This is a genomic window from Pedobacter sp. (assembly GCF_965279535.1).
GTDB lineage: Bacteria > Bacteroidota > Bacteroidia > Sphingobacteriales > Sphingobacteriaceae > Pedobacter.
In genome coordinates, this window is sequence record NZ_OZ257244.1 from 2,043,303 (window position 1) to 2,061,511 (window position 18,209).

General features: G+C 39.7%; 12 protein-coding genes and 1 tRNA gene. 4 read left to right on the forward strand and 9 right to left on the reverse strand.

Features of this window, described 5'->3' with window-relative positions:
• Position 1: 1 nt before the first annotated feature.
• The 3 genes from ACQY77_RS08085 (at position 2) to ACQY77_RS08095 (ending at position 4,095) form a co-directional block, all read left to right on the forward strand.
• Positions 2–1,867, forward strand: a complete 1,866-nt coding sequence (locus ACQY77_RS08085; protein ID WP_421938484.1) for a RagB/SusD family nutrient uptake outer membrane protein — start codon at positions 2–4, stop codon at positions 1,865–1,867.
• An 18-nt stretch (positions 1,868–1,885) separates the two neighbouring features.
• Positions 1,886–2,845, forward strand: coding sequence for a hypothetical protein (locus ACQY77_RS08090; RefSeq protein ID WP_428430127.1), 960 nt, complete (start codon positions 1,886–1,888; stop codon positions 2,843–2,845).
• A 77-nt stretch (positions 2,846–2,922) separates the two neighbouring features.
• On the forward strand, positions 2,923–4,095 hold the full coding sequence (locus ACQY77_RS08095) for a DUF3826 domain-containing protein (RefSeq protein ID WP_421938482.1): 1,173 nt from the start codon (positions 2,923–2,925) through the stop codon (positions 4,093–4,095).
• A gap of 79 nt (positions 4,096–4,174) precedes the next feature.
• Here the strand turns inward: ACQY77_RS08095 and ACQY77_RS08100 are convergent, their stop codons facing one another.
• The 7 genes from ACQY77_RS08100 to ACQY77_RS08130 all read right to left on the reverse strand — a co-directional run bounded on the left by ACQY77_RS08100 (position 4,175) and on the right by ACQY77_RS08130 (position 15,457).
• Entirely contained in the window at positions 4,175–6,253 is a 2,079-nt protein-coding gene (locus ACQY77_RS08100) for a S9 family peptidase (RefSeq protein ID WP_421938481.1), read from the reverse strand.
• Between the two features lie 84 nt (positions 6,254–6,337).
• Entirely contained in the window at positions 6,338–7,786 is a 1,449-nt protein-coding gene (locus ACQY77_RS08105; protein WP_421938480.1) for a SusD/RagB family nutrient-binding outer membrane lipoprotein, read from the reverse strand.
• A gap of 11 nt (positions 7,787–7,797) precedes the next feature.
• The gene (locus ACQY77_RS08110; protein WP_421938479.1) at positions 7,798–10,932 is read right to left on the reverse strand and encodes a SusC/RagA family TonB-linked outer membrane protein; all 3,135 of its coding nucleotides are present in this window, start codon (positions 10,930–10,932) and stop codon (positions 7,798–7,800) included.
• 299 nt (positions 10,933–11,231) lie between these two features.
• The gene (locus tag ACQY77_RS08115) at positions 11,232–13,661 is read right to left on the reverse strand and encodes a TonB-dependent receptor domain-containing protein (RefSeq protein WP_421938478.1); all 2,430 of its coding nucleotides are present in this window, start codon (positions 13,659–13,661) and stop codon (positions 11,232–11,234) included.
• A gap of 273 nt (positions 13,662–13,934) precedes the next feature.
• Positions 13,935–14,663: an acyl-CoA desaturase gene (locus tag ACQY77_RS08120; RefSeq protein WP_421938477.1), complete on the reverse strand. Its 729-nt coding sequence runs from the start codon at positions 14,661–14,663 to the stop codon at positions 13,935–13,937.
• 162 nt (positions 14,664–14,825) lie between these two features.
• Positions 14,826–15,323, reverse strand: coding sequence for a phosphoheptose isomerase (locus ACQY77_RS08125; protein ID WP_421938476.1), 498 nt, complete (start codon positions 15,321–15,323; stop codon positions 14,826–14,828).
• Positions 15,324–15,383: 60 nt separating this feature from the next.
• A tRNA-Ala gene (locus ACQY77_RS08130) sits at positions 15,384–15,457 on the reverse strand.
• Positions 15,458–15,915: 458 nt separating this feature from the next.
• Here ACQY77_RS08130 and ACQY77_RS08135 point away from each other — a divergent pair.
• Positions 15,916–16,560 (forward strand): START domain-containing protein, encoded by a 645-nt coding sequence (locus ACQY77_RS08135; protein WP_421938475.1) that lies wholly within the window; start codon positions 15,916–15,918, stop codon positions 16,558–16,560.
• A gap of 236 nt (positions 16,561–16,796) precedes the next feature.
• On the opposite strand, the gene ACQY77_RS08140 is transcribed toward ACQY77_RS08135, so the two are convergent.
• Together ACQY77_RS08140 and ACQY77_RS08145 are read right to left on the reverse strand one after the other, a co-directional pair.
• The gene (locus ACQY77_RS08140) at positions 16,797–17,447 is read right to left on the reverse strand and encodes a CatA-like O-acetyltransferase (protein WP_421938474.1); all 651 of its coding nucleotides are present in this window, start codon (positions 17,445–17,447) and stop codon (positions 16,797–16,799) included.
• Positions 17,444–18,139 (reverse strand): HAD family hydrolase, encoded by a 696-nt coding sequence (locus ACQY77_RS08145; protein ID WP_421938473.1) that lies wholly within the window; start codon positions 18,137–18,139, stop codon positions 17,444–17,446. The genes ACQY77_RS08140 and ACQY77_RS08145 overlap by 4 nt, the downstream gene beginning before the upstream one ends.
• Positions 18,140–18,209: the final 70 nt, after the last annotated feature.

Below are 18,209 nucleotides of genomic sequence, written 5' to 3' on the forward strand. Positions count from 1 at the left end.
CATGATTACTAACTATAAAAATATCATCAAAAAAGCAGTTTTGCTTTTAAGTGTAGCTAGCCTAAGTGTAGCCTGCGTAAATAAAAATGAATTTTTCGAACTTAAAGACCGTGGAGGTATAGATGCGGCCATCTGGAGTACCGAGGGCGCTGTAGAAATGCATCTGCGTGAAAGTTACGACATGAGCATTCCGAGGTTTCCTCATCAGGATACTTACGATCGTTACCCTATCCATCTGGCCAGCGATGAAAACTTTTTTTCCGGAAACGATCAATGGGCCAAAGCCGCTTTAGGTGTTCAGGGGACACTGGCTAACAACGATGTCCGTTTTGTTGGAAATAAATATCAGGGCAGTACTTTTGGAGACAACCGCTATTTTGATATAGCCCGTTGCAACAATGCTATAGCCTTCATTCCAACAGGAACAATGACGGATATCCAGAAAAAGAGATTTTTAGGTCAATATTATGCCCTAAGGGCCATCAATTATTTCGAATTGGTAAAAGTATACGGAGGTGTTCCGCTGGTGTTGACACCACAAACACCCAGTGATTTGAATGTAGGTGGCCGTGCAAGTGCAAAAAAATGTTTCGATCAGATTTTAAGTGATCTTGACCTTGCCATGGAGAACCTTACCGGAACTACCTGGGATGACGGAACAGGAAGAGGAAGAATTTCACGCGAAATTGCAGCCTGCTTAAAGGCCAGGGTATTGCTTTATTGGGCAAGCCCGCAATTTAACCCTCAAAATGATGCTGCCAGATGGCAAACCGCATTACAAGCCAATAAAGCGGCATATGATATGTGCGTTGCTTCAGGTAAAAAATTATTACCCAATTATGCTGATATTTTCTTACTGGAAGGAACTGCCAATACAGAGGCGATATTAGTGAGAACTTATTCGGCAACCATTGAAAGAAGAGGTCACAATACCGAAAACCGTGTAAGGCCTACTACTGAAGGTGGTTCTGCAAATAATGCATTTATCCCAACCACTATCTTACTGAATGCTTATCCCATGAAAGATGGTAACCCGATCAGTACAACAGGCGGAACTGCAAAATATGTTTTTGATGCAACTATGTTCTGGCAAAACAGAGATCCGCGTTTCGCAGCAACATTTGCCTACAATGGTAGTGTCTGGCCTTTAAGTGGTAAAGCAGGAAGGAAACAATGGAATTATGCCAATGCTACAGGAGAAACAGCCAATTACGGTGTTTATTCTAAAAAATTTGCTACTCCAGCACTTGCTCAGGCTTCTGTAGCTTATTCTAATAATTTGGGTGGTAGTGGTATGGACTGGATCGAACTCCGCTTTGCAGAAGTAATGATGAATTATGCAGAATGTGCGAACGAAACCGGAGACCTTACGCTTGCCAAAAGCCTGATTAGAGAAATTAGAAAAAGAGCCGGAATAGAAGAAGGAAATGCAGGTAATGATTATGGCCTGGGCGCAGCTAACAATGCCAGCTTAATGAGAGAACTGATTACGAATGAACGGTTTATCGAATTCTCTTTCGAAAACAAACGTAATGCCGATCTTAGACGATTAAGAAAATGGCATCTTTTATCTGGAACCATACAAACTTTAAGAATAGAGGTTCAAAAAACAGAATACATCAAAGACTTAGAATCTGTTATTCCAAATACTACTACACTCAAAAGAGATACTGTTGATATCAACAAAAAAAGCACCTATAACTATTTCTTTAGAAATACCATAATTACACCAGCCGGGATAGGTTCTTTCAGTATTCCTGAGTATCATTATTTCTACACCTTCCACAACGATTTTATGTATTCAAGTCCGCTCCTTCTTCCTACTATAGGTTGGGCAGGTGGATCCTTTGACCCTTTAGCAAATTAATTGATTAACCTAGAAAAGATGAAGATGAAAAGTAGAAACCTTGCCTTATGCGGCTTAATAGCAGGATTGACCCTGTCACTTACGGCATGTAAAAAAACTGCACCCAATATATATAACATGTTCAATGATGTATCTGTTACTTTCAAAGCAGATTATCCTTTAAGTATTGTAGATTACAAAAACATAAACGATGGAGATAGTGTATACCTCAGCTTTAATATTACTTCAGCAAAGGAGGATATGGCTGCAGTATGTGTAAGAAGAGAAGGGCAGGAAGCTCCTGTTTTACAAATTAACCTGCCAGATAATGCGGATAAACGTTCATACACCGGCATTTATAAGTTCGTAGCATCAAGAGTTGGCGAAAGCAAGTATCGCGTTTACGCACTGAATAAACAAGCCACGTACATTGGTGATGGATATAAATCTGTTTCATTCAATGTGATACCAAATTTTACACTGATCGCGAACAGGAGAATTTATCTGCCGGATAGTGTATCTCAAGACATAGCCAGCTACTATTCGATCAAACTCGGAGAGAGCTTTAGCTACGCGAACGGTAAAAATGTATCTGCAGATCTCGATTTTGGTATTTACAGAACGCCAGCAACCCTCAACGATGCAAATGCAATTGGTGGGTACTGGTACCACATTTATTCGCTAAGTGCAAGCCCGCTGTTTTTTAACAAGTTCGACATCAGCAGTTGGACCAAGCGCGCAACCTTGTTTAGCGGACAGGCAAATGATGCCAGCACTTTCAATAATAATCTGGTTTCAGGGAGTACTATTCAATCCGTTGTAGGTGCAAAAACCATCAATCTGAAAGAGACACCTAGAACTTCTGCAGGCTCGATAAAAGTAGGCTCCGTTGTTTACTTTAAAACACCTGAAGGCAAGCTTGGGGCGGTTCATTTCAAGCAAATTAGCTCAGACAATGGTCGCCTGTACTTTGCAATTAACGTAAAAGCTCAAAATTAAAAATAGCTCAATAATGGCGGCCACTCATCTGGGTCGCCATTTTTATTTCCTTCCCTCCTCTTTGTAAAATACCCAAAATGAAAAAACAAGCTGTTTGGTTAATCGGATTGACGTTATGTGCTACTTTAAAATTGGTGGCTCAAGATACAAAACCTTATGCTGAGATTGCTGCAGCGCGCGCTACTAAAATATCCGAAGCACTTAAGCTAAACGATACCAGGAAAGCCGCTAGAGTAAAATCCCTCATCGCGCAGCAATATATTGCTTTAGATAGACTACAAACCATATCAGAGCAGCAACTCAAAGCTAACAAACCGGTTACTGAAGCGATAAAAAGAGGTAATGACCTGGAGATGAGCAAACTCCATAAAAGCTATTTAAAGGCCTTGGGTAAGGAACTCGATTCAGTACAGATTGATGAGGTAAAGAATGGGATGACCTACCACACCGTTCCGATTACATACGCCAACTATTTACTCATGCTTCCATATCTAAGCCAGGCCGATAAAAACCAAATATTACAATATTTAACAGAAGGTCGTGAAAAAGCAATGGATGCCGGAACCGCTAAAGCAAAACATGCCTGGTTTAACAATTACAAAGGAAAAATTGCCAATTATTTATCATCAAAAGGATATCAACTTAAAAATGAAGGTGAAGATTGGGCAAAAAGAAGAGACACTGGTTCAACTTCATTAGAAATTACGGAGTCGAAAAAAGTGATGACTGCACTGGACTTAAAAGATCAGAAAGTAGCAGAACAGATTCGGAACCTGGTAGCCTATCAGTACCAGCAAATCGTCAAAATCCAGTCAGCAAAACAAGCACGCATTGATGAAGCTAAAAGACTTCAAAAAAATGATGCACAAATAGAAAGCGAAAGTCAGACTGCGTGGGAAGAAAGTAAAGCAAAGCTAGATAAACAGCGTGATCTTTTTATCTCTGAGCTTTCCAAAACACTCGATGTCAATCAAATTGAAACCATTAAGAATGAGATGACCGGACAAGGGCTTAATAAAGAATATGCGCGGTTTGTTGAGCTTTTACCCCATTTAACCGATGATCACAAAGTTAAAGTACGGGAATACCTGATCGAGGCACGGGAAAATGCCTTGAATGTTTTAACCAGCAGAGAACGCAATCAATGGTTTGCTAAATACAGGGGAAGAGCCAATAATTACCTTTCCAAACAGGGTTACGATCTACGGAAGGCTACAGAAATCTTAGAAAAAAAGAAACTGGCCAACTAATAAAAGAGATTAGGATTTAGAGAATATGTTTTCGTTGCTCGTTGTGCATTAATTTTCCATTTCCTAATCTCCTTTAAAATTATCTCTTCTGGAGTAATTTTCGCTTTAAAAAATCTGCTGTTGCCTCACTTACCTTCACTCCATTAGAGAATTTCATCCAGTGATGAGTATCGTCAGGGATGACTAAAAACTCAAAATCAAACTTTTTATCTTCAAAACGTTTGGCTAAATCAACACTCTGACTGAACGCTACATTTCGGTCATCATCTGCATGGATAATCATAGTAGGCGATGTCCAGGTAGAAATATAAGTTACCGGCGAAGATTGCTTCGCTCGCTCAGCAGCAAGTACTGCATCTGGCGCAGTGGGGTTATTTTCGGCATTTGCATTGCTAAACCTGTTGTTTACCCCATGAATATCTACCCCGGCGGCAAACAATTTCGAATCCTTTCCTAAAGCCAAAGCAGTAAGAAATCCGCCATACGAACCTCCATAAATCCCTATTTTCTTGCCATCAATATTGGGTTGATCAGCTAACCATTCTCCCGCAGCTTTGATGTCCTGATATTCGGAAGCGCCCTGTCCTCCCGCGTTTAATGGTTTATGAAAGTCATAACCATATCCTAATCCTAAGCGGTAATTAACTGAAAGTACGGTAAAGCCCATACTAACCAAATATTGATTTAAAGCATAATCAATAGAATAGTAATCCATTGGATTCCAGCCCAGCATCATTTGGCGTTGTGGGCCACCATGTACGTAAACAATGGCAGGATGATTTTTTAACGGCTTTGAAGGTGAAAACAACTGCCCGTAAACGGTATTTCCATCTGCAGCTTTGAAACGAACATGTTTTGGTGTAACCATTTCTTTTATTGGAAAGTCAGCTGGAAGCAGTTCTTCTCCTAATAATTTTATTTCTTGTTTAGCTAAAATAGCGGGCAACAAGGGTCGTTGTGCCGTTGAACTTAAACAGGCAACTGTTCCATCTCCGGCGATTACGGGGTACGATTCTACGCCTTTTCCTACACTCAAAGCCCTCATATCTGCCCGATCGACTGACACCTGGTAAACATGTCGTCGATCCAGATCATCCGCATCTTTTCCCGTATTTGAACAAAAAAGCATTTGTTTTCCATCGGCACTCAGCTTTATATTCTCTACAGCAAAAGCTCCAGGTGTTAGCAAAAATTCGTTTTTTCCATCTTCATTTATTGCATATAAATGAGGCCAGCCATCATGATAAGCAGTAAATACAATTCTATTTTTAGCCCAATTCAGATTTACACCTCCATCTATAGAAGGGTATGATCCCCTTATGGTTTCCGGTGACTTCCATATCATTTCGTTTTTCCCTGTAATAACATCTGCCTTCCATATCGCCCATGGCTGATGTTTTTTAGTCAAAATAGAATCAGGCTCTCCGCCCGATCCAGGCTGGCGGATAAAAGCAAGTTGTTTACCATCTGGCGACCAAACTGGCGAATTGTCTTTCGAAAATGCAGCAGCAATCCATTGTATAGGTGTAGCTTGATCAGTGTAAATACCAATAAAAGCATGATCCTGCCTGTTGGAAACAAATGCAAGTTTTTTCCCATCGGGCGACCACCTGCAAACACCATTTGTTCCTTTTGCATAAAATAGATTTTGTGCCGGAGCAGATCCATCCATCGGACTAACCATAACCTGGCCTGCTTTTACAAAAACAAGTTTATCACTGTTAGGAGAAATAACCGGGTTGTCCCCCTCTCCGATTACATTCACTTTACCTCCTTTAAATGGAATGGTCATAACCTGTATTTTAGGGGCAACCGGCGAGGAAGCAGCATTGACAGGCCCGGCATCACGCCCGCCATGGTCCCCTCCGCGTACATAAACAATCCAGTTCCCATCATTTGATATGGCTAAACTGCTCAGTTCCTGACCATCATCTTCTTTATAATCGGTAATTTTAATCGCTTTGTAAGCGGGAGCTTCAGCAACATAAATATTTCTCCTTCCCTGTTCATTTACTGCCCAGGCCAGTTTACCCTGGGTTTTACTTGCAACCAGCTGACTTGGGAAGGGATAAGACAGCACGGACTTTAGGGTGTAGGTTTGTGCAAATAATGTTGAAGAAACAAACAATAAACTAAAGATTGAGTACAGTTTTTTCATGGAAGTGATTTTAAAGATAATTTATAAAAAAATGCCTTAATCCATTAAGAACTAAGGCATCTAAAGCGCATTTCTATAATATTGTTACTGATCCCACCAAAGCTTGGTTGTTCTAACCACATCAGCAGGAACATTAGCCCCGTTTTTACTGCGTTCACCCTGTGGATAGTCTATACGGCGGATATAGTCGGTTAAAACCGCATTCACTGGAAGAGTGAAATCTTTATACTTATAATCAAAGCGACGTGCATCATTCCAGGCTTCAGGATTTAAATAGGTTGCAATATACTTTTCTCTGAAGATGAGATCTTTGGTTAAAGCTGCTGCGCCCACAGACACTCTCGGATCGGCCAGGTATGCTATACGCTCCGGATCAGTTGCTGGTACCTGAAGCTTATCCATATTGGCATTGATACCTGCCAGATAAGCAGCATAAGCCCGAGGTTTATCAGTTGCAAATGCTGCTTCCGCCTCAATAAACTTAAGCTCAGCAAAGGTAACCAGATACACAGGTGCAGTATCGCTAGTCCATGGTGAATTCTGCGAAATATAGCACTCATCTTTAGTTGTATTTGCGCCCGGTGTTTTATTACCTGCACCATTTACAGTTCCAATGTAAACGTTATTGACTGTCTTATCGGTAATTTTAGCAATACGCGGATCAGATGGAGCAGCAGTACCACCTTTAAGCTGTTCGATTAATTGCTCTGACAGCCAGCCACCTAACGATTGTTGTGAATTGGCCAAAGCTACCCCCGCCCAGGGATTACGTTCTCTGAAAGTGGCCATTCCGGCATCTTCCACATTACTTGCAAAAGCGCTTCCCAGGGCAGTTAGTACCGCAGCAGGATTATAAGCAGCTGTTTTACTCACCTTATTGAGCAAACGTGCTTTTAAGGCATAGGCGAACTTTAACCAGTATAATCGTTCGTTTGTAGCAACACTTGGAACCTTTCCGTAAATCAGGTCATTTGCCGCCTGCAATTTAACTGCCGATGTAGTTTTTGCCAGTTCAACAATGGCTTCGTCTAAAAGCGTCATAGCCGAATTGTAAACATCCTGCTGTTTATCATATTTTGGAAAAAGATTATTGATATCAAATGCCTGAGAAAAAGGTACATCACCCCACAAATCGTTAACCAATGTAAGGTTGTAAGCAATAAGTACATTTGCAACGCCTTTATATTCACTTGAATTCTGACTGACAGCCAGCTTCTTCAACTCATTGGCATCAGCCATTGCGAAATAAAGCTGGTCCCAGGTAGAAGAAAAATCGATAGATTGATAAGTATCTCCTGCAGCACTTGCCGACGGATTTGCCGTATACTGAACGTATGGTGCTACAATACTTCCAACATTATAATTATTGATCCCCGACTTAAAGGTTACATCTGCCAACAATCCGGGAAGTGTTGGAACAGCTACCTGATTCGGGTTATTGGTTAATTTATCAAAGTAACTGTCCTTACAGCCCTGTAGCCCAACGGTGGCAATTAAGGCTGAGAATAAGGTATATTTTATGATTTTTTGCATGGTAGTTCTAATTAAAATCCAACATTAAGTGTAAACATAATACTCCGCGCTGATGGATAGGTAAAACCTGCAGATCCATCATTATTGCTGCCAGCATCATAAGAACTTGATTCCGGGTCTACACCATAGTATTTTGTCCACAACCATAAATTGTTCCCGGTAACTGCCAGGGAAGCATTTCTAATGGCTTTTTTAGGTAACCATTTTTGAGGGACATTGTAAGCTAAACTTGCCGAGCGTAAACGAACCCATGATGCATCGGTAACAAATGGTTCAGATACATTTCGGTAATAAACACGGTAGTAACCTTCTCCGTAGTTTACACCATCCGGACCAACTTGTTGCCCCATCCATACTTGTTTCGTATTGGGTGTACCATTTGCTAAAAACCCTTCAAAAGTTCTGAAAGTACGTCTGTCCGCGGTGTAGTCAGGCAATCCGAACGCCGAATAGAAATCCTCTAACCAGTTATACTTCTCAAAGCCTAAACGGGCATCAAAAAGTACATTCAAGCTGAAACTTTTATAGGTAAAAGTGTTTCCAAGGCCTACGATATAGTCTGGTTGAGAGTTACCTAAAAGTTTTTGCTTGCCACCAGAAATAATTGGAAATCCGTTGGCACCAATCAATAAAGGAAGGTTTTTATCCAATACAATTGGGTCTTCAGCCTGAGTACCATAATATCTGTTGAAATAACTACCATAAATATTACCATATGGTTGTCCTTCGATCAGCTTCATGGTTACCCCTGCATTTCCATAACCACGCGCTGCACCGTAAACGATTTCACTTATGCCTGCTGGCATAGTAAGCACCTTGTTTCGGTTTGCAGAGAAATTTGCATTCACATCCCATCTAAAGTCTTTGCTCACAATTGGTTTGCCATTAATTACCAACTCGACACCCCTATTTCGGATATCTCCGGCATTAATGAATTTTGTTACATAACCTACAGCAGATGAAACCTGTGTTCTAACAATCTGATCTTTGCTTAATGAATAGTAATACGTAAAATCGAAACCTAAGCGATTTTTAAAGAACGACATTTCTAAACCAGCTTCATAAGTATTGGTAAACTCCGGACGCAGACCTGGATTACCCAAAACAGCACCCATGGTTAACCCCGCACTTCCCGGTGGCATAGATGTATTTGGTGTAAAACCAGTAAAGGTTGCATATTCTGTAGCATCTTTACCGATTCTGGCATAAGATAACCTCAATTTTCCCTGACTAATAGCCGTTGGCAGCTTGAAGTGGTCTGAAAACACATAACTTAAGCTCGCCGACGGGTAAAAGAATGAACGGTTATCTTTAGAAAGTGTTGAAGTAATATCGTTTCTACCTGTTAAGGTTAAAAAGAGATAGTTTTTATAATCTAAGGTAGCCTCTCCAAAATAACCTACCAGGCGTTTTTCTCTCAGCGAATGACTTGGCGTTAATACCTTTGCATTAGCAAGATTGAAAAAATCATAAACCCCTAACTGGCTTCCTAAAACCCCAACATCTTTGGTTCTTTTATCATAAAGCTCCTGTCCTAATCTTAATGTTCCGGTAAGATTATCTGTCAACTTTGAAGTTAAAGTAGCTACGAAAGTACTGTTGATGGTTCTGAACTTACTATTATATTCACCGTAAAAGCCCAGTTCATTATCATACATAGCTTCATTGGTAAACATTGGTCCACGAGCAGTTCTCACCCTGTTATCGCTATAGGTGTCTATACCTAAACGATAAGAAAAGCTTAACCATTTTGCCGGATCGTATGTTAGTGTTGCTCCACCAATAAAGCGGTTTACATCACCTTTAAATCTGTTGTTTGCTGTTCCCCAGATTGGATTATTGGTTCCAACAAATTTTTGAGATCCATCTGCATTCTGATAATCTGATACATCATAGCGTGGCGACCAATAAGCCAAACTCTCCCCAAATCTATCTGAGCTATAGGTATAGCCTCCTGAATTGGTAAAATTCATGTTAAGTGCAGCCTTAAACTTCGGACTGATGATAAAGTCTGTATTTAAACGTCCCGAGAAATTCTTGTTGTCGGTATTGGGCATCATCCCTTTTTGATAAAGTTGAGATATAGAAGAGAAGAATTTGATTGCATCGCTTCCACCTGTAACGGATACGGAGTTTTTAATTTGTTGCCCCGTGCCAAATGCCCGGTCATAATTATTAAAAAGTTGATCTGGATGTGTAGGGTCAATTAATTTAGCTTCGGCTATGGTTGGCCCCCATGCTGGCCCAATACCGCCTGGAGGATTGGTATAAACGCCCAGAACGCCCTGGGTATATTCTGTTTGCACATCCGGACTGATTAATACCTGATCAAAGCCATAACTGCTGGTGAGGTTAACATTGAAACCATTCTGTTTTCCCTTTTTTGTAGTAATTACAACCACTCCATTGGCACCTCTTAAACCGTATAATGCCGTAGCTGCACCACCTTTTAAAATATTGATGCTCTCAATATCTTCAGGGTTAATGTCGGAGGCACGGTTAGTTACCCCTCTGGAGCCATAATCTGTACCTCCGGGATTCGCTCCTGCGGTGGAGGTAGAATTATCAATCTGAACACCATCAATTACATATAGCGGGTCTCCAGAGATAGTTGGGTCGATGGAATTTACACCTCTAACACGTATGCTCGCTCCCTGACCCGGGCCTCCCCCTGTACTGGATATGGTTGCCCCGGCTACCTTACCTTGTAAAGCATTGATTAAGTTGGGCTGACGATTAAAATTCAGATCTTCTGATCTGACGGTTTGAGCGGCATATCCCAGTGATTTGGCCTGTCTGGTAATCCCCAATGCGGTAGAAACGGTTACTTCCTGTAGCTGTTGGGCATCGGCAACAAGCCTTGCATTAACAACAGTCTTACTGCCTATCGGAATTTCTTGGGGCAGATAACCGATTAAACTGATAACAAGTACCGCATTAGACTGAGATACCTGTAAACTAAAGTTACCATTTCCATCTGTAGAAGTTCCTGCAGTGGTTCCTTTTACTTTGATGCTAGCCCCTGGTAAAGGACCGTCATCTTCAGAGGATGTGATTTTTCCGGTTACCGTTTTTACCTGGGCGATTGTGGATAAGCCAGAAAGTAAAACGCACAGAAAAAAGATTGAGGTAAAGATTTTTCTCATATCTTGTTTGTTTAGGTTGATTATGATTATTAAATGCAATATAAGCTTTTTACACCACATAAACACGCACAAAAAAAGATCAAAAACGATGAGATTCTTGCAAAAAATTGCACAACCACATTAAGATACCGCAAAAACACGCATCAAAACACCCCAAACACCATGTTAACCCTCAAAAAAACTGCAATCACAACTTTAAGTATGAAAAAAGTTACGTGTTAGTGTACTTAATACACCTTTAAAAATAAAAAAGCCTTTCTATTTTCATAGAAAGGCCTGATATATGGATTGGGTTTTTATTACTGCTGAATTCCTCCACCCATGCCACCTTGTTGTTCGTCTTTTTTCACGTCATCATTTTTAATCTTTTTCTTTTCCGTGAACTTAAGTTTACCAAAAGAATAACTAAAGTTTACCCCAAATGAACGCAATGGATAATAAATATTCGTACTCTGGAAAAGTGTTGCTGTTGGCGTTACCGAGTTATTTACGGTCCTGATGTGCAAATCACGGGTAAACGGATTAAGAACATTAACTCCAATAGAGCCTTTTTTGTTTAAGATGTCTTTCTTAAATGATGCTCCATAAAAAATCATTGCATCGGTTTTACCCTGATAAGTACGACGAGGTGAATTAACCACTCCGAAAAGTTCGAAATTGTAACCTTTTCCAAAACCATAAGCCGAACGGGCGAAAATATTGTAGTTGAGGAACGTCCCGGTGCTCACACCAGTTTCAGAATTACTCACTTCATACGTATTTACGCCTAAGTTACTCATCAAAGTCCATTTTGGTTTGGGATTATAAGAACCAAATATATTTGCTCCATAAGTTTGGGCCGTACCTACGTTGATATAAGAAGTTAATGATTTAGTTACACCATTTTCTACAATAGATGATACTGAACTCTCAATTACACCTCCAGTACGGCGATAGAAAACCGAGGCATTAATTACCGATCCTTTGATAAATGTTGAATAACCCAATTCAAAGTTATCACTTAACTCAGGATCTAAATCAGGCTGCCCTTGTCTGATATTGAATTGATCACTTTCATTACGGAAGGGATTCAAATAAGCTAAACTCGGACGCTGAACCCTGCGGTTATAACTCAACTTTAATGTAGCGTTACCTTTTAAGGTTTGAGAAATAATAGCACTTGGGAAAAGATTAAAATAATCGTTCTTCTGTAAGCCGTTCGTTTGTGTATTGAAGTCAATCTGCGTATACTCAGATCTTAATCCTCCTTTAAACTTTAGCTTTTTACTTAAGTTAAAACTAATTACGCCGTAAGCAGCAGCCACATTCTGGTTGTATTCAAAATCTTGCGAAGAGCTGTCAAACTCGCTATTAATACTTCTAAAAATCCCCTTTGCTCCTACTTCTAATGTAGTTGATTTAGTAAATGGATAAGTATAGTCTGTTTGAGCGGTATATTCATTGTTCTTACCAACGTTACTGTTATTTACCGCCGGAAAATTGGATCCAATAATCTCATTCATAAAATCTGTTGTGTTTCTTCCAGAAGATAACTGGCCCGAAATACTAAACTCTTCTCCTTCTTTCTTCGTGGTATGTTTATAGTCTACGTTCCAGTCCAGATTGTTAAAGCCCATATCCATATCACTGATGTTTACGAAAGGAGCACCATTAATGATATAATCCGCACTTCCGGGTCCGCCGTTAGAAAATCCGTTGTATTTAACCGTTGTACTTACATTATTATAAGCATTAAAATCATAATCTAAACCAAAGCTTCCATTATATCCCTGGCGGCTCCACTTAGAATACCCATCCTGAGAGGTGGTATTTATTACTCCATTATTATACCTGGTCTCATTTGCAAACAACACCCTCGATTTCTGCGCATAAGCGAGGTTTGTTCCTAAACTGGTATTCACACTTAAACGACCAGTTTTTGCTGTCAGGTTAAAGGCCCCGTTATTTTGGCGCGTACCTACGGATGCGTTTACTGTACCGCTAACGCCCTGGGCATCTGATTTTTTAGTGATGATGTTAATAATACCTCCAGAGCCTTCTGCATCGTATTTAGCTGAAGGGCTGGTAATAACCTCTACACTTTTAATCTGCTCAGCAGGGATCATTTTAAGTGCATCAGAAACACTGCTGGCCATGGTACCAGATGGTTTCCCATTGATTAACACCCGAACTGCACCACCTCTAAGCTGCACGTTTCCGTCCATATCTACAGAAAGCATAGGAACTTTACGCATTACATCAGTAGCATCTCCTCCGGCATTTGTACCATCAGCTTCTGCATTGTAAACCATTCTGTCTATTTTATTTTCGATAACCGCTTTCGTACCAGTTACCTCTACATCTGCCAAAGCATTTGCCGTAGGTGAGATATAAATCACACCGATATTCTGATCGGGTTTTGAAGGAGTGGTAGCAACATCAACAGATTTGGTTTTATACCCCATAAAACCTATTTTAAGTTTATAAGTATCAGGCGAAACGTTCTGTAGTGATAATTTACCTTTCTCATCTGTTACTCCGCCGTTAACTGATTTATTATCTTTTGCAGTAACCAATGATACTGTAGCATAATCAATTGGCTTTTTAGTTAAAGAATCGAGGATTGTTGCCGTAATACGGCCGGTTACTGTTGATTTTTTTGCGCCACCTCCAAAGCCGGGAGCCCCAAACTGGGCCTGGGCAGAAAAGTATGTTCCAAGGGTGATGGCGAAAAGTAGAAGTTTTTTCATGTTTAATGTTAGTCTTTAGTAATTAGTCTGCGCAAATTGCATTTTGTTACAAATTATCAAAACAGTTTTTGGGTAGACTAGTCGATTAGTTCGGCAAACTTAAGCCTTTTGTCGGTAAAAAAAGCAGTATAAATCTGAGTTAAGTATTCGTTGTAAGCCTGATGGTGCTTAGCCTCTTAAATGTTATAGAAATTAACTAAGCAAAAAAGGCTGAATTTCCATTAAATAGGAAATTCAGCCTCTTATAAACCAGTTCTTTAAACAAATCGGTAACTAAACTTTTCTGATCTTGATTATCCGCATCCAGTGTAACACCTTCATCATTGGATAAGTTGGATCAAACTCCCACCATTTCGTTGCAAAATTCGGACTATTTGGTTTTTTATGGTGATTATTTTGAAAAAGTTCACCCATCAATAAGAAATCCCATGGAAGTGAGTTTTTACTGTGGTCGTCATTATCATGATTCGAATAACCATATTTATGCCCACACCAATTCACAATTGCTCCGTGAAGGGGTCCCATTAAGAAATGGATCGGCAATAATAAATACATCCACCAGTATTCTGCAAAAACGATATAAAACCCAATATAAAACAATCCACAAGCAATTCTCCACACCCAGGAGTCACCAATCCGGTCAACCAAAGGCCATTCCGGATAATTACCTCTAAAAGCAGGCTCGGGTTCGATTTTAAAGTGCAGGTAATTCATATACATATTCTTAGTGGCAATCATCATTCCAAATACATCTTTAAAGAAGTGCGGAGAATGGGGATCTTTTTCAGTATCACTGTAAGCATGGTGCATCCGGTGTAAGATAGCATAGGCCCTGGGATTTAAAAAAGAAGAACCCTGAGAAATCAGTAACACCAGATAGAAAAATCTTTCCCAGAAAAGTTCCATCTTAAACATTTTGTGTGAAGAGTAACGATGGAGGAAAAAGGTTTGACTAAATAGTGATAAAAACCAATGGGATAGAAAAAAGATTAAAATTGCCATGTAGAAATTGTATGCTTTATAAACGATATTTTAAAGCATTTGGTTTGTAAGAATTCTATGTTAAAAGGGCATGCTCTGGTTGCAAACGCCTTAAATGTTATACAAATGAAGCTATTCTCCAGGGAACAGCTTCATTTTTTTTATTTTAAATATGCGAGAAAACTATCTTCCGAAATCGTCTTGTACCCTTACAATATCGCTCTCATCTGATGGATTTGAAGCATCTGTATGTTGCCAAATCTCTGCCACTACACCCCAATCATCTAATCCGATTAAACGGTGACGTTCACCTTGTTGCAATTTAATCTGATCTTTTGGTCCGTAATGTTTTACTTCTCCTTCTTCATCAGTTTCACTTGTTTTAATCCCAACAGTACCGGTAACTACTTGCCAGATCTCGGCTCTGCGGTGGTGATATTGCCATGAAAGACGGGTGTTTGGGGCAACGATTAAGATTTTCGGACTTAATTTACCGCCAATTTTCAGGCTGTTAACGTCCAAACCGTCGAAATAAGTGTCAGCAAATTGCTGTGCCTGAGCCTCGTCGATAACAAAAAAGCCACCCCAAGGACGGGTTTCATCACGATTTACAACATTGAATCCTTCACTTTTTAAACGTTGTGCAACACTTTCAAATATTTCTTTCTTTTCGTTTTCCATAATTAATTAAGGTGATTAAAAATTAAAAAGCCCCATCAGTTAATGCTGATGGGGCCGATGTGGAGATTACCGGATTCGAACCGGTCACCTCTTGCCTGCCAGGCAAGCGCTCTAGCCAAATGAGCTAAACCCCCATGTTTATATTTCAGAAGCACAACTCTTTAAACTGTCACCTTCCCGATACTGGATCGGGACGCTATAGCCAAATGAGCTAAACCCCCATGTTTATATTTCAGAAGTACAACTCTTTACACTGTCACCTTCCCGATGCTGGATCGGGACGCTCTAGCCAAATGAGCTAAACCCCCATGTTTATATTTCAGAAGTACAACTCTTTACACTGTCACCTTCCCGATGCTGGATCGGGACGCTATAGCCAAATGAGCTAAACCCCCATGTTATTTTGATAAAATTAGCAATTCTTATCCAGGTCGCTGATCTTAGCAGTCGCAAAAATAACAATTAGTTCCTTTATACCAAATTAAAGTAAAAATAGAATCACAGACATTTGTAAGTCAAAAAGAAAAATTGCCTTTCTGTACGTCTTTAAAACCACAAAAGAAGCTTAATTTTGAAAACGGATTTAAAAATAATGTTTAAGCGTATCATTATAATCAGCTTGTTTCAGTTAATTTATTTGTTTTCATTTGGACAAATCAATTGGAAATTTAGTACTGAAAAGGATGGAATCAAAGTATATACCAGTATTCTGCCCGAATCAAAAATCAAGGCTGTAAAAGTTATTTGTGAAGTAAATGCCAATCTCCACCAGTTAACGGCACTGATACTGGATGTAAATGCAGGTGCTGAATGGGTATATGAAACAAAATCTTCTGTTTTACTTAAGCTGGTTTCTCCAACTGAACTTTACTATTACTCAGAGGTTAAACTCCCCTGGCCACTGCAAAACCGCGATTTTATTGCCCATTTAACCGTTTCTCAAAATCCAAACAATAAGATAGTTACTATTTATGGCCCGGCTGTTAAAGATTTCATACCAGAAAAAAAAGGTATCGTCAGGATAAGCGAGTCTGTTGGTAAATGGCTTTTAGCAGCTCAGGGACAAAATCGTTGCAAAATAGAATACACGCTGCATGTTAATCCAGGAGGAAACATCCCCAGCTGGCTGGTCAATCTGTTTGCAGACCAGGGGCCACTACAAATGATTAAAAGGCTGAAAACGCAGGTAAAATTGCCAAAATATAAAAACGCTTATTATTCTTTCATCAGCTCTTAAACTTTCAATTTAACGGCAAACATCCCCATAAAACAGCAGATGGAAACCGCTGAGGGAAAGGGATAACTGATAAATAAAAAGAGCACAAATGTGGCACTTAGCAAATATCCTAAAAATAGTAGCGCCTTGGAAAAAGAATCCATATAAAACATGGCTACAATGGCTAAAAGGTATATCGGAATGATTACTACAGAAATAAACATTACCGAATATAAATGCTGCTTATTAAGGCTATATTAAATTATTGGAAGGTTTTCTACCACACCATTATTTAACAAATTCTGGTAAGTTTCTACAAACTGCGAAACATGATATCCATCTGCAAGCGCATGATTAACATGAACGGATATGGCCATTATTTTTCGTCCTCCCTCTTCCCTTACCTGTCCGAATGAAATTTTTGGGCAACTGTCATGAATGCCAAATTTTCTGGCGTGCGATAAAGACTTAAAATTTAACCAGGGCAAAGCTGAAAAATGGATAACATTATCTCCTGCACCTGAAGGAATAAGTCCGCTCGACTGCTGTACTTTTTCTATTTCTTTTTTTGCGTTTTGCTGAAATTGACAGAAATCAGCTACAAAATCCAGGTATCCAAATCCAAAAGTACCATCTGGCCGGTTAACGGTTGTAGCTGCATTTATCACTTCATACTGCCAAACATCACCATCAATAATACGATACCTGAAATTTTCGATTTGATTTGCTGCTGCTAATGATTTGTGCAAATACAATAAAAAGAAAGAAACACCAGCTGCTTTGGCTTCCCGGTAAGTAGCTGTGCAATCAACATCAATGGTAATTCCGAAAAAAGGCTCTTCAAAAGTGTTAAAAAAATTAAAATGGTCTTTTCTGACCCAGTTGTTTATATCTATTTTTCGTTTCATACTATAAGTTGTGGCAATACTTCTCCAAGGCTTTTCACCTCATAAAAATTGGCGTGCTCAATGGTGTGGTCTATATGCTCGTGAATCCAGGTGGTGTGGTAAGGGATATGAACAGCGTGCGCTCCAATATTCAATACCGGGAGTACATCTGATTTTAAGGAATTGCCCAGCATTAAAAACTCATCCGGCCTGCAGTCCAGGTGCTTTAAAAGCTTTTGGTAGTCCTTCTCCTGCTTGTCGCTCATAATTTCTATGTGATGAAAATAATGATCCAAACCCGATTTTTTAAGCTTACGCTCCTGATCCAGCAGATCGCCTTTGGTGGCTACTACCAATCGGTATTTACCATGTAAAGCTTTTAAAACATCTTCTACACCATCCAACAACTCGATAGGTTTATTCAACATTTCCTGACCAAGATTAATAACCTTATTGATGATATCGGCATCTACCTTTCCTTCGGTTATCCGGAGTACTGTTTCGATCATACTGAGCATGAAACCCTTAATACCATAACCATACAGCGGAAGATTAGCAATTTCGGTTTTATAGAGTTCTGCCACGATGCTGTGCCGGGGTAAAAAATCTTCGAGTAAACTGGCAAATTGTTCTTCTGTTTCTCTAAAATAAGGTTCATTTACCCAAAGGGTATCATCGGCATCAAAAGCGATTACACTAATATTCTCAATCATTTGCTTATTTTTATTGCTGTAAAAATAGTGCAAACAAAAGTCCGGATAAAGGACATTTGACCCGGCAACA